General features: G+C 73.2%; 12 protein-coding genes. 9 read left to right on the top strand and 3 right to left on the bottom strand.

The annotated features are described in order from the left end of the window. The first annotated feature begins 205 nt into the window (after positions 1-205). Both ABS735_RS14805 and ABS735_RS14800 read left to right on the top strand, forming a co-directional pair. A complete protein-coding gene (locus tag ABS735_RS14805) occupies positions 206-790 on the top strand; it encodes a VanZ family protein (RefSeq protein WP_373905713.1) in 585 nt (194 codons plus the stop codon). A 127-nt stretch (positions 791-917) separates the two neighbouring features. Next, a complete protein-coding gene (locus ABS735_RS14800; protein ID WP_373905714.1) occupies positions 918-2,192 on the top strand; it encodes a ricin-type beta-trefoil lectin domain protein in 1,275 nt (424 codons plus the stop codon). Between the two features lie 34 nt (positions 2,193-2,226). On the opposite strand, the gene ABS735_RS14795 is transcribed toward ABS735_RS14800, so the two are convergent. Next, complete coding sequence (locus tag ABS735_RS14795) at positions 2,227-2,463, bottom strand: hypothetical protein (RefSeq protein WP_373905715.1); 237 nt, start codon at positions 2,461-2,463, stop codon at positions 2,227-2,229. Between the two features lie 161 nt (positions 2,464-2,624). On the opposite strand from ABS735_RS14795, the gene ABS735_RS14790 reads away from it, so the two are divergent. From ABS735_RS14790 to ABS735_RS14775, 4 genes are all read left to right on the top strand, one after another. Next, the gene (locus ABS735_RS14790) at positions 2,625-3,656 is read left to right on the top strand and encodes a PHP domain-containing protein (protein WP_373905716.1); all 1,032 of its coding nucleotides are present in this window, start codon (positions 2,625-2,627) and stop codon (positions 3,654-3,656) included. A 60-nt stretch (positions 3,657-3,716) separates the two neighbouring features. Then, complete coding sequence (locus ABS735_RS14785) at positions 3,717-4,373, top strand: HAD family hydrolase (protein WP_373905717.1); 657 nt, start codon at positions 3,717-3,719, stop codon at positions 4,371-4,373. Positions 4,374-4,449: 76 nt separating this feature from the next. Continuing rightward, positions 4,450-5,676 (top strand): FUSC family protein, encoded by a 1,227-nt coding sequence (locus ABS735_RS14780; protein WP_373905718.1) that lies wholly within the window; start codon positions 4,450-4,452, stop codon positions 5,674-5,676. Between the two features lie 370 nt (positions 5,677-6,046). Next, positions 6,047-7,078, top strand: coding sequence for an SDR family oxidoreductase (locus ABS735_RS14775; RefSeq protein ID WP_373905719.1), 1,032 nt, complete (start codon positions 6,047-6,049; stop codon positions 7,076-7,078). Positions 7,079-7,201: 123 nt separating this feature from the next. On the opposite strand, the gene ABS735_RS14770 is transcribed toward ABS735_RS14775, so the two are convergent. Beyond that, on the bottom strand, positions 7,202-7,510 hold the full coding sequence (locus ABS735_RS14770; RefSeq protein ID WP_373905720.1) for a hypothetical protein: 309 nt from the start codon (positions 7,508-7,510) through the stop codon (positions 7,202-7,204). Positions 7,511-7,614: 104 nt separating this feature from the next. Further along, on the bottom strand, positions 7,615-8,904 hold the full coding sequence (locus ABS735_RS14765) for an ROK family transcriptional regulator (RefSeq protein WP_373905721.1): 1,290 nt from the start codon (positions 8,902-8,904) through the stop codon (positions 7,615-7,617). 195 nt (positions 8,905-9,099) lie between these two features. Here ABS735_RS14765 and ABS735_RS14760 point away from each other — a divergent pair, with 195 nt between their 5' ends. The 3 genes from ABS735_RS14760 (at position 9,100) to ABS735_RS14750 (ending at position 12,081) form a co-directional block, all read left to right on the top strand. Beyond that, positions 9,100-9,594 (top strand): FBP domain-containing protein, encoded by a 495-nt coding sequence (locus ABS735_RS14760; RefSeq protein WP_373905722.1) that lies wholly within the window; start codon positions 9,100-9,102, stop codon positions 9,592-9,594. Positions 9,595-9,699: 105 nt separating this feature from the next. Next, positions 9,700-10,956: an FUSC family protein gene (locus ABS735_RS14755; protein WP_373905723.1), complete on the top strand. Its 1,257-nt coding sequence runs from the start codon at positions 9,700-9,702 to the stop codon at positions 10,954-10,956. 66 nt (positions 10,957-11,022) lie between these two features. Then, the gene (locus tag ABS735_RS14750; protein WP_373905724.1) at positions 11,023-12,081 is read left to right on the top strand and encodes a hypothetical protein; all 1,059 of its coding nucleotides are present in this window, start codon (positions 11,023-11,025) and stop codon (positions 12,079-12,081) included. The last annotated feature ends 17 nt before the right edge of the window (positions 12,082-12,098 follow it).

Raw genomic sequence — 12,098 nt, 5'->3', positions numbered from 1 at the left:
CGAGGGGCGGCCGACGGCGGCGCGCGGCGGCTCCACCGGCCGGAGTGCCCCGGCCGGGCGAGGGAAAACCGGGAGCGGGACCCGGGGGGCAGCGAGCCGACGGGCCGGGGCGGGCGCGGCCGGTCGTGCGGTTCGCCGGGCATCCTCGACGGCTCGGCGGGTAACCGCCCTACCACGCGGGGAAGTTGACGACTGGAGGACCGAGATGGCTCGTGCCGCCTCACGGCCGCGTTCGTGGCCGCGCCCCCGTGCCGCCAGGACGCGGGACACCAAGACGGCGAACAGCAAGACGGGGAACACCAGGACGGGGGACTCCGGCCGTGGCGAACGGCACGCGCTCGCCCTGCCGTTGCGGCTGCTGGCGACGGCGTGCGCGTTCGTCTTCATGGTGGTGTTCGCGGTGGTACTGGCGCGACTGACCCTGCATCCCTCCCCCGCGTCCGAGGCCCTGACGCACACCAACCTGCACCCCGGGCGCTCGCTGAAGGCCTATCTGGACCAGCCCGCGCTGCGCGACGCCGTCAAGCAGATCGGCGGGAACATTCTGCTCGGGGTGCCTTTCGGGGTGCTGGTCCCGGTCGTCGCCCCGCGTACGCGCGGGGTGCTGCGCGTGCTGCTGCTGACGGCCGTCGTGATGCTGCTGGTGGAGTTCGCCCAGGGCGCCCTGGTCACGGGGCGGGCCTTCGACATCGACGACGTCATCCTCAACACGGGCGGCGCGCTGGTCGGTTACCTGCTTCTCGGCCGGCGGATGAGCCGCACGGTGCACGCGCGCGCGGCGCGTACCTGAGAGCGAGAATCTGGTCCGTACCAAGGTATTGACCGGCCCTTATTTCACTACTTGAATAAAGAGGCGACACCACCCCACCCCCCACCTCGGTCGGCGCCCCGCGGGGCGCCGTACGGAAGGGAGAGCCGTGGCCCGCCCACGCCTGCTCCGCAGATGTCTCCTCGCCGCCGCCCTGTCCGCCGGACTGGCCGCGTCCCTCGTGGCCGGCCCCGCCCAGGCGGAACCGGACGGCTCCCGGACCGCCGGGGCCGTCGACGCCTCGTCCGCCTCGTCCGCCGCGGCCGCCGCCGTGGCCTTCTCCGACACCTTCGACGGTCCGGCCGGAGCCGCGGTCGACTCCTCGAAGTGGCAGATCGAGACCGGCGACAACGTCAACAACCACGAACGGCAGTACTACACCTCCGGCAACAAGAACGCCGCCCTGGACGGCCAGGGCCACCTGGTCATCACCGCCCGCAAGGAGAACCCGGCCAACTACCAGTGCTGGTACGGCACCTGCCAGTACACCTCCGCACGGCTCAACACCTCGGGGAAGTTCACGGCGCAGTACGGGCACGTCGAGGCACGGATGAAGGTGCCGCGCGGGCAGGGCATGTGGCCGGCCTTCTGGATGCTGGGCACGCCGGTGAACTGGCCGGACTCCGGCGAGATCGACGTCATGGAGAACGTCGGCTTCGAGCCCTCCACCGTGCACGGCACCATCCACGGCCCCGGCTACTCCGGCTCCGGCGGCATCGGCGCCGGCTACACCCTGCCGGGCGGCCAGGCCTTCGCGGACGCCTTCCACACCTTCGCCGTCGACTGGGCGCCCGACTCGATCACCTGGTCGGTGGACGGCAACGTGTACCAGCGGCGCACCCCGGCCGACCTGGGCGGGAAGCAGTGGGTGTTCAACAGGCCGTACTTCCTGATCCTCAACCTGGCGGTCGGCGGCTACTGGCCGGGCGACCCGGACGGCTCCACGGTATTCCCGCAGACACTGGTGGTGGACCACGTCTCGGTGACGACGGGCGACTCCTCCACCGGTGGCGCGATCAGGGGCCTGGCCGGCAAGTGCGTGGACGTCGCCGCGGCGAGCACCGCCAACGGCACACCGGTACAGCTCTACGACTGCAACGGCACCGCGGCCCAGCAGTGGACGGTGGGCTCCGACGGCACGATCCGGGCGCTCGGCAAGTGCCTGGACGTCAACGCCGGCGGCACGGCGGACGGCACGGTCGTCCAGCTGTGGGACTGCAACGGCAGCGCGGCCCAGCGATGGGTCGTCACCGCCGCGCAGGACATCGTCAATCCCCAGGCCGACAAGTGCCTCGACGTCACCGGCAACAACTCGGCCAACGGCACCCGGCTGCAGATCTGGACCTGCACGGGCGGCGCCAACCAGAAGTGGACGGTCGGCTGAGGCACCGCACCGGGCGGGGCGGCCCGGACTCGTCCTAGTGCGCGGTCCAGGTGAACTTGTCCCCGCCCACCCAGCGGACGACTTCCGGATCGTCCAGGTCGTGGACGGTGATGCCGAAGGCTGCGGCGGCCTCCAGTACGTCGGTGACGGCCTTGGCCTCACCGACCACCTGGCCGTCGATTTCCACGATCCGGAACGGGGGCGGGCCCGGGTGCACGCCGAACACGAGGATCCGCGGACTGCCGATGTGCGGGCTGTCGATCTCGGTCATGCATCGAGGGTAGGCCGCAACCCGCCGGAGCGGGGAACCGTCCCGCTCCGGTACGGGCACGACCGCCCGGCTCGTGGTGCGGGTCCCGGTGCTGTGGGGAACCCTGGACTTGTCGGCAGAGGTCGGGTGGGGGCCGGTCGAGGTCGGACGAGGAGGTGGCGATGGACCCCGTCGAGGCGCTGGAGCGGATCGCGTTCCTCCTGGAGCGGGCCCAGGCGCCGACGTACCGCGTCCGCGCCTTCCGCACCGCGGCGGGGGTGCTCGGCGGGCTGCCGGCCGCCGAGCTGCGCGAGCGGGCCGGCTCGCTGGAGTCGCTCAAGGGTGTCGGACCGAAGACGGCGCAGGTGGCGCGCGAGGCGCTGGACGGACAAGTGCCCGGCTACCTCGCGAAACTGGAGGGCGAGGCGGACACCCCGCTCGCCCGGGGCGGTGAAGAGCTGCGGGAGCGGCTGCGCGGCGACTGTCATCTGCACTCGGACTGGTCCGACGGCGGCAGCCCGATCGAGGAGATGGGCCGGACCGCGGCGGCGCTCGGGCACGAGTGGGCGGCCCTGACCGACCACTCGCCGCGGCTGACGGTGGCCCGCGGGCTCTCCCCCGCGCGGCTGCGCGAGCAGCTGGACGTGGTGGCGGAGCTCAACGCCACCTGGGCGCCGTTCCGGCTGCTGACCGGCATCGAGTGCGACATCCTCGACGACGGCTCGCTCGACCAGGAGCCGGAGCTGCTGGAGCGGCTCGACGTGGTCGTCGTGTCCGTACATTCCAAGCTGCGGATGGACGCCCGCTCGATGACCCGCCGGATGGTGGCCGCCGTCCGCGACCCGCACGCGGACGTGCTCGGGCACTGCACCGGCCGCCTGCTGACCGGGCGGGGGCGGCCGGAGTCGGAGTTCGACGCGGACGAGGTGTTCGCCGCCTGCGCGGAGTCCGGCACGGCCGTGGAGATCAACAGCCGCCCGGAGCGGCTCGACCCGCCGCGGCGGCTGCTGCGCCGGGCGGTGGCGGCCGGCGTGCTGTTCTCGATCGACACCGACGCGCACGCGCCCGGTCAGCTGGACTGGCAGATCCACGGTTGCGCACGGGCCGAGGAGTGCGGGGTGCCCCCGGAGCGCGTGGTCACCGCCTGGTCCCTGGACGAGCTGCTGGCCTGGACGCGTGAGGGCCGTACACCGTCCGGAGTGGCGGGCCGCTGACGTGGTACCCGTCCGCCGGTCCCGGGCCGGGAAGGGACCAGGACAGGAAAGGAACAGTGCATGGAACGGGCGGCCGTGTTCGACGTCGACGGAACCCTCGTCGACACCAATCACCTGCATGTGACGACCTGGTGGGAGGCGTTCAGGCAGGCGGGTCACCGGGTGCCGATGCACGCGATCCACCGGGCGGTGGGACTCGCCTCCACCGACCTGATCGCACATCTGCTGGGCGAGGACCGGGACACGGACCAGGACGCCGGACTGAGCGCCGCGCACAAGGCACTGTACGGACAGTACTTCGACCGGCTGCCGGCGCTGCCGGACGCCGGTGAGCTGCTGCGCCGCCTGGCCGGTGACGGCTGGAAGGTGGTCCTCGCCACCTCGGCGGGCGGCGCGGAGCTGGGCGCGCTGCGGCGGGCGATCGACGCGGACGACGCGATCGCCGCCACCGCGAGCGCCGACGACGTGGACGCGGGCAAGCCGGCGCCGGAGCCGGTCGAGCACGCCCTGGACCTGGCCGGGGTACCGGCCGAGCGGTCCGTCTTCGTCGGCGACACCGTGTGGGACATGCGTGCCGGCAGCCGGGCCGGGGTGCGCTGCGTGGGCGTGCTGTGCGGCGGTCTGACCCGCGCCGACCTGGAGGAGGCGGGCGCTGAGGCGGTCTACGCCGACCCGGCCGACCTGCTGGCCCGCCTGCGCGAGAGCCCGTTCGCATGAGCCGCGGGTCCGTGTTCCACAGGGAGACATTGCACTGCGAGACGAGTCCGCGCGCCGTGCGGACGGCCGGTACCGCATGACCGCTGTGACACACACCCTCCGGGAAGCGCTCCGGGGAAGGCGGCCCGTGGCCGCGGTGTGGTGGGAGGCGTGTGCCGTCGGACGGGCCGTGCGGGCGGCCTGGCGTGAGCCGGGACGCGAACGCGACCTGGTGGTGCAGTCGCTGAAGGCCGCGGGCGCGGCGCTCATCGCCTGGGCCGTCGCGGGCGTGTGGCTCGGCGATCCGATGGCGTTGATGGCGCCCTGGGTGGCGCTCGTCCTCGTGCAGGCCACCGTCTACAGCTCGGTGCGGCAGGCCGGGCAGCAGTTCGCGGCGATCTGCGCCGGGGCGCTGGTGGCCTCGGCGGCGCAGGCGATCACGGAGGACAACACGGGGGCGCTGGTGCTGTCCCTGCCGGTGCTGATGCTGGCGGCCAACTGGTCCCGCTTCGGCCGACAGGGCATCTACACGGCCACCACGGCCGTGTTCGTGCTGGCCTCCGGTACGACCGTGTCGGCCGCCGCGGTCGGCCACCGGGTGGGACAGGCGGCGCTCGGCGCGGTCATCGGAGTGGCGGTCAACGCTCTGGTGCTGCCGCCGATCCATCTGAGGGACGTACGGGAGAACCTCGCGGCGCTGGCCCGGGAGTCGGGCGACCTCCTGTGCACCGTCGCCGCCGACCTGCGGGAGACCCAGTGGGACTCGCAGAGCGCGGCCGGCTGGTCCGATGACGCCGCACGGCTCGAACGGCGGCTGGACGCGCTGTACTCCGCCCGGTCGTGGAGCCGGGAGAGCCTGCGGCTGACCTCGGGCCCACTGCGCCGGTTGCACCGCGGGCCCACCGTGGCGCCGCCGGAGGACGAGGACCAACGGTGGAGCCGGGTCACCGGGAACATCGGCGCGCTGACCCGGACGCTGGCCGTGGCGGCCGACGAACACCGGACTCCCGCGCCGCCCGAGGGGCCGGTCCTCGACCTGTACGCGCGCCTGCTGCGGCTGATCGGCGACGCCTGCCACGCCGAGGCGAACCGGCTCGTGGGCGAGCGGAGCGAGGGCGACGCGGCGGCAGCCACCGAGGAGACGATGGAGGAACTGCACCGGCGGGTGCAGGAAGGGCTGCGGGAACACGCCGGACAGGGGGCCGCTCGGACGGCGGTCCTCGGCACGCTGCTGCTGCAGGCGGAGAACCTGTGGACCGAGGTCGTGCCCGAGCCCCGCGAGTCGAACGACCCCCGTGAGTCGAACGACCCCCGCGACCAGTGACGCACATCACCCCAAACCGCGACAGACCGTGGAACACCGGCGGGTCGTTCGCCGTTGAACAGAACGTGGGTACGGATGGGACAGTGTCCCCGGGCCTCACCTATTGCCCACAGGGACGATCGTTCGGCTGAAGCCCTGTGGAGCCCTTCGCCGCGAGGCGACCGCCATCCGTATCCGCCTCAAGCCGCCCCGGCCGTGATTCCCCCGTCGCGGTCGGGGCTTCCCCTTGTGCGCCTTCTGGGTGCCCGCCTTCCCAGGCGTGCCTTTCCCGCCCGTTCCTTTCCCGCGCGTTCCTTTCCCGCGCGTGCCTTGCCCGGGCGACGGGTACCCGGTGCTCTCCGCACGGGCAGGCGGCCGAAAGGAGCACAGGGTGAGCAGCGCAACGGGCAGCAGGATCGTGGTCACGGGGGCCACGGGCAACGTGGGCACCAGTGTGGTGCGGCTCCTCTCCGAGGATCCGGAGGTGGGGTCCGTGCTGGGGCTGGCCCGGCGAATCCCCGAGTGGTCGCCCGCGAAGACCGAGTGGGCCGCGGTAGACCTGGCCTCGGAGCAGACCGACCTGACCGGCCACTTCGCCGGCGCCGACGCCGTCGTCCATCTGGCCTGGGCCTTCCAGCCGACGCACGATCCGGCGACGACCTGGCGCACGAACGTACTCGGCTCCATCCGGGTCTTCGACGCGGTGGCCGCGGCCGGGGTGCCGGCGCTGGTGCACGCCTCGTCGGTAGGCGCGTACTCGCCGGGACCCAAGAACCACGCGGTGGACGAGTCGTGGCCGACGCACGGCTGGCCGGACGCCGCGTACTGCCGGGAGAAGGCCTATCTGGAACGGGCCCTGGACACCTTCGAGCGCGACCATCCGGGGATCCGGGTGGTGCGGATGCGGCCGGCCTTCCTCTTCAAGCGGGAGTCGGCCAGCGAGCAGCGCCGGATCTTCGGCGGCCGGTTCCTGCCGGGTCCGGCGGCGCGTCCGGAGCTGCTCCCGTTCCTGCCGGACATCCCCGGGCTGCGTGTGCAGGCCCTGCACACGGACGACGCGGCCAGCGCCTACCGGCTCGCGGCGCGTTCCGAGGACGCCCGGGGCGCGTTCAACCTCGCGGCCGAGCCGCCGGTGGACGCCGAGTTGCTGGGCGAGCTGATCGGGGTGCGTCCGGTGCGGCTGCCGCGCACCGCGGCCCGCTCGGCCATCGCCGCCGCGTGGGGGCTGCGGCTGCTGCCGGCCTCGCCGCACCTGTTCGACGCGGTGCTGCGGCTGCCGATCATGGACTGCACGCGGGCGCGGGTGGAACTGGGCTGGCGCGCGACGCGTACGGCCACGGAGGTGCTGGAGGAGTTCCTGCGGGGGCTCCAGCAGGGCGCTGGGGCGGACACGGAGCCGATGCGCGGTCGCAAGGTCGGCTGAGCGCGACGCGTGAGGGGCGGCGGTGCGGGTGCCCGCCGCCCCTCACGCACGGCCCCTCACTCCCGGGGCGTTCAGGTGGCTCGTCTCGGTCGCTCGGTCGCCCGGGTCGTTCAGGTGGCCCGTTCAGCCGGAGGATTCGTCGGGCACCGGGTGCTCGGGGTGTACGGCGCCCGAGTGCGGTGCGCCCTGCCGGCCCGTTCCCGCCTCGTCGGTGTCGGGCACGTCGGTCGCGGGCCCGGTCTCCGCGTCACCGGCGGCCTCCCCGTCGCCCTCGGGCCCTTCGTCCTCCAGGCCCTGCCGCTGCTCGCGCTGCTCGCGGGTGGGCGCGGCGGCCTCCCACGGGTCGTCGTGGTCCCCGGCCTGCTGGTCCGGCATGTCGCGCGGGACGGGGGCACCGTTCTCACCCGGCCCTTCGTGGCGGTGGTCGGACACGGCGCGCTCCTTCCCGTGGTTCTCCGTTCGTCCGAGGCCGTCCGGCAGTGGTTCCGACGGCCTTCGGGGCGGCGTCGGGTACCTCCTCGGTGACCGGCGAAACCTCAGTGCGGCGCCCGCTCCTCGAGCGCGGTGCGCCAGGCGGGAACCGGGTACTCGGGGGCCGGCTCGGGGCGTCTGCCGCCGCGCGCGAAGAAGTCGGCCAGGGGCAGGATCGCGGCGCCGACGGTGACGGCGTCCGGGCCGAGCCGCCCCAGGTCGACCGTCACCTTCCTGGCCGGGTGGCGCAGCGCGTACGACACGGCGTGGCGGCGTACGGCGGGCAGGAAGCGGGTGCCGAGCTGGAGGCCGGCCCAGCCGCCGATGAGGATGCGCTCGGGCTGGAAGAGGTTGATCAGGTCGGACAGGCCGGCGCCCAGGTACTCGGCGGTCTCCTCCAGGACGGCGAGCGCGACCGGGTCGGCCGCCTCGCCGCCGGACGGATAGGCGGCGGCGAGCAGCGCGGTGAGGGCGGTCTCCTCGTCGGTGCCCTCCGGCACCCGGCCGCCCTCCTCCCGCCAGCGGGCCAGCAGTGACTCGGCGCCCGCGTAGGCCTCCAGGCAGCCGAGGGCTCCGCAGCGGCAGCGGCGGCCTCTGACCCGGACCGTCAGGTGCCCCCATTCGACCGCCCGGCCCTGCTCGGCCTCGGGAGTGACGAGGCTGGCGCCGACGCCGGAGCCGAAGAGGACCACGACCGCGTTGCGGGCGCCGCGTCCGGCGCCGAACCACATCTCGGCCTGGCCGAGGGTCTTGGCGCCGTTGTCGATGAGATAGGGGACGGTGTCGGGCAGCGGGGATCCGGCGCGGAGCAGGGCCTCGAGCGGTACCGCGTCCCAGCCGATGGTCTGGCCGTGCACCACGGCCCCGCGGTCGGCGGTGTGCTCGACGATGCCGGGGACGCCGATCCCGGCGCCGAGCAGCCGTTCGGGTGGGAGTCCGGCCGCGGCCAGCACCTCGGCGATGCCGTCGCGGATGTGGCCGACGATGACGTCGACGTCGTAGCGCTGCTGGGCCAGTGGGCGTTCGGCGCGGGCGAGTTCGGTGAGCGTCAGGTCGAACAGTTCGACCCGTACACGGGTCTCGCCGACGTCCACGCCGATCATGTGGCCGCTGGCGGGAGCCACGCGCAGCAGGGTGCGGGGCCGGCCGCCGTCGGAGTCGACGCTGCCGGCCTCCTCCACCAGTCCGTCGGCGACCAGGTCGGCGACCACGTTGCTGACGGAACCGGAGCTGAGGCCGGTGGCCGGGCCCAGTTCGAACCGGCTGAGCGGTCCGTCGAAGTAGAGCCGTTGCAGCACGGCCGTACGGTTGGCCCTCCTGAGGTCGCGCACCGTGCGCCCGTTCCGCCCCGCCATGTGGCTCCTCCCCTGCCGTGCCCGGTCTGCAACATACCTCTGCGGGACAGCCGCACGCGACTTCCCTTCACCCTTAATTCATGCTATGAACTCGCGCTCTGCGAAAACAGATGGCGACTCGCCCCGTAGGCTATCTACGCTAGGTGGAAACCTAGAGACCCTAGGACACCTTTTTTCGACCAAGGGGAGGCTCCCATGAGAGCGCTCGACGAGCAGGACATCCGCACCTCCTTCATCAACTGCTCGAAGGGCGAGGCCAAGCGCCTGACCGTTCCCCGCGGTCTCGACGAGCGCCCCTGGGACGATCTCGACTTCCTCGGCTGGCGGGATCCCGGGGCACCCGACCGCAGCTACCTGGTCGCCGACCACGACGGACGCCTCACCGGTGTGGCGCTGCGGTTCCAGCAGGCCCGGAGCGGCTACTTCCAGCGCAGCATGTGCGGGCTGTGCCTGACCACCCATCCCCGGGGCGGTGTGTCGCTGATGACGGCGCGCAAAGCGGGGGCGGCCGGCCGTGAGGGCAACTCGGTCGGCCTGTACATGTGCACCGATCTCGCCTGTTCCCTGTACCTGCGGGGCATGAAGGTGCCGGAGAACGGCGGCCGGTTCGAGGAGACCCTCACCCTGGAGGAGCAGATCGCCCGGACGCTGGGCAACCTGTCCGCGTTCGTCGCCAAGGTGACCGGCTGATCCGTCCGGCGGCGCCCGGCGCGTGAGAAGGGCCCGGCCGCCCGCGTCCGGCTACCGTCCTGATCGGACACGTTCGAGGCGTCTGCGGAAGGGAACAGCCCGAGGATGCGGGATGTGCTTGAGGCCGCGAGGGCGGCTCTGCGGCGGGTGAAGTGGCTGAGGGACCCCATGGTCGTGCAGGCCGTGCGCTCCGCCGCCGCGGCTTCGATCGCCTACGTCATCGCGGTACGGCTGACCCCCGACAAGTCGGCGGCGCCGCTCACCGCGCCCCTGACCGCGCTGCTGGTCGTCCAGGTCACCCTGTACGCCACGCTGAAGATGAGCTTCCGCCGGGTGAACGCCGTGGTCGCCGGTGTCCTGGTCGCCATCGCCTTCAGTCAGCTGGTCGGGCTGAGCTGGTGGAGCCTGGCCCTGATCATCCTGGCGGCACTGGGCGTCGGGCACCTGGTGCGCGCCGAGGAGTTCACCGCCGAGGTGGCGATCAGCGCGATGCTGGTGCTCGGCGTGACCTCGCACGGGAGCCTGGCGTGGGCCCGGGTGGTGGAGACGCTGATCGGGGCGATCGTCGGTCTGGTCTTCAACCTGATCCTCGCGCCCCCGGTGTGGGTGGAGCAGGCCGGCGAGTCCGTCGTGGGGCTGGCCAGGCAGGTGCGTCAACTGCTGCTGCGCATGGGCGAGGAGGCAGCGGGGAGCACGCCGTTCCACGAGGCGGCGGCCCGGCTGCACGAGGCGCGCCGGCTCGACCACGACATCGGTGAGGTTGACGAGGACCTCCGCCAGGCCGAGGACAGCCTGCGGTTCAACCCCCGGGTGCGTGAGGGACTGCTGCACCGGGTCGTGCTGCGCACCGGTCTGGACACCCTGGAGATCTGCACGGTGGTCATGCGGGTCCTCGCGCGCAGCTTCACCGACCTGGCCAAGGAGCGGGAGCCGGAGCCCCTGTTCGCGCCGGAGACGGGGGCCGCCGTCCAGCAGCTGCTGTCCGAGATCGCCGACGCCGTGGTGAGCTTCTCGGTGCTGGTCACCAGCAGCGCGAGTGAGAACGCCGAGTCCGCGGAGGAGCGTCTGGCCACCGAGTTGCGCCAGGCCGCGGCCACCCGGGACAGGCTGGCCGACCTGCTGCTGGACGAGGTCCGGCGCGACGCCCGGCAGTGGCAGCTGCGGGGCGCGGTGCTGACCGAGGTGAACCGCATCATCGACGAGATGGACACCGAACACCGCTCCCGCCGGCTCCTGGAGGAGCTCGACCGCCACACGCGCGAGCAGCGCGAGCGCATGCCGCGGCTGACCCGCTTGTGGGACCGGGTACGGGCCCGGCCGCGCAGGCGGAACCGCGGCACCACCGCCCGGCGTTCCTCTTGAGGAACGACGAACAACGAACAGTGCGCAGGCGTATGACACAGGCACAGCGATCGAGGGGGCGTTCGGATGACCGACACCAGTGTGCGGATCGACGGGAACCGGCTGTCGCTGCCGGGCGGTGCGGCGGTGCGCTTCATACGCACGCTTCGGCTGCCCGAGACGGGGACGCACCCGCTGCCGCCGGGGCTCGGCGAGTTCCCGGTCCGCCGGGTCTCCGACTACGCCGACACCGTGCCCGAGGAGTGGCGTGCCCGCGGCGGTGTGATGCTGCCGGTGTACCTGCGTGAGGCCATGTGGCTGAGTTTCGCGGGCACGAGGGAGCCGGCCGCCCTTCAGGTGGGTGTGGGCAAGGTGTGCGCGGTCTCGGGCAGGCCGTGGAGCGACCGGCTGTCCCGCGATCCGCAGAACTACGTGGTCCTTCCCCGCCAGCCCTGGCTGGACGGCATCAACTCCGGGACCGGCACGGTCCGTCAGTTCGTGGCGGTGCCGCTCGGCATGGGGGCGACCGTCGAGGGCCAGGTCACCGGTGAGGAGGTCTGGGGAGGCGTCCAGCTGCAGGCGTTCGCCCTGGGCGCCACGGAGCTGGCCCGCTGGCGCAAGGAGGAGCGGCGGCGCACCGAGCCGGCCCGCGGGGCGGCCCGTTCGGGCGGGGCCTTCGGAGCTGCGGCGCCGGCGCCGGCGGCGGCCCCGGCCGCGCCGGGCGCGGCCCCGGGCTACGGCGGTGCGCCCCGGCCCCGGTCGGCGCCCGCCATGGGTCTCGGCGTCGGCGGCTCCATGCGCCAGGAGGTGTACCGCGACCAACGGCCGCTGACGGACTGGGCCGAGCGGCCGGCCGGCCGGGTCTTCGTGCACCTGGTGACGCCGCCGGAGTGGCGCCGCATCACCGGTGAGGCGCCGCCGCCGTCCCCCGTGGACCGGGCCGCGTACACCCGGGCCGGTCTGCCCTGGTACGACTACTACGACCAGGACGCCCACGACCTCGCGGCCGCCGAGCCGCTCCAGGACGTCAAGCCGGTCGGGGACTGGATCGGGGACGACCACGAGCCGTGGCAGGCGCCCACGCCCCACCAAGTCCACCCCCTCAAGGACGCCTCGGGCAAGCCGGTGCAGGACGGGGACTGGTAGGGGACCGGTAGAGAAAC

Origin of the sequence: Streptomyces sp. MMCC 100 (genome assembly GCF_041538145.2) — a bacterium.
In the GTDB taxonomy this organism is placed as follows: Bacteria; Actinomycetota; Actinomycetes; order Streptomycetales; family Streptomycetaceae; genus Streptomyces.
The sequence above is the reverse complement of the archived record's forward strand: the minus strand, read 5'-3'. Positions and strand labels throughout refer to the sequence as shown.

Excerpts from the sequence above, each read along its gene's own strand:
- ABS735_RS14785 (WP_373905717.1), top strand. The coding sequence starts at position 3,717 with ATGGAACGGGCGGCCGTGTTCGACGTCGACGGAACCCTCGTCGACACC.
- ABS735_RS14780 (WP_373905718.1), top strand. The coding sequence starts at position 4,450 with ATGACCGCTGTGACACACACCCTCCGGGAAGCGCTCCGGGGAAGGCGG.
- ABS735_RS14755 (WP_373905723.1), top strand. The coding sequence starts at position 9,700 with ATGCGGGATGTGCTTGAGGCCGCGAGGGCGGCTCTGCGGCGGGTGAAG.
- ABS735_RS14750 (WP_373905724.1), top strand. The coding sequence starts at position 11,023 with ATGACCGACACCAGTGTGCGGATCGACGGGAACCGGCTGTCGCTGCCG.
- ABS735_RS14795 (WP_373905715.1), bottom strand. The coding sequence starts at position 2,463 with ATGACCGAGATCGACAGCCCGCACATCGGCAGTCCGCGGATCCTCGTG.
- ABS735_RS14760 (WP_373905722.1), top strand. The coding sequence starts at position 9,100 with ATGAGAGCGCTCGACGAGCAGGACATCCGCACCTCCTTCATCAACTGC.
- ABS735_RS14765 (WP_373905721.1), bottom strand. The coding sequence starts at position 8,904 with ATGGCGGGGCGGAACGGGCGCACGGTGCGCGACCTCAGGAGGGCCAAC.
- ABS735_RS14790 (WP_373905716.1), top strand. The coding sequence starts at position 2,625 with ATGGACCCCGTCGAGGCGCTGGAGCGGATCGCGTTCCTCCTGGAGCGG.
- ABS735_RS14805 (WP_373905713.1), top strand. The coding sequence starts at position 206 with ATGGCTCGTGCCGCCTCACGGCCGCGTTCGTGGCCGCGCCCCCGTGCC.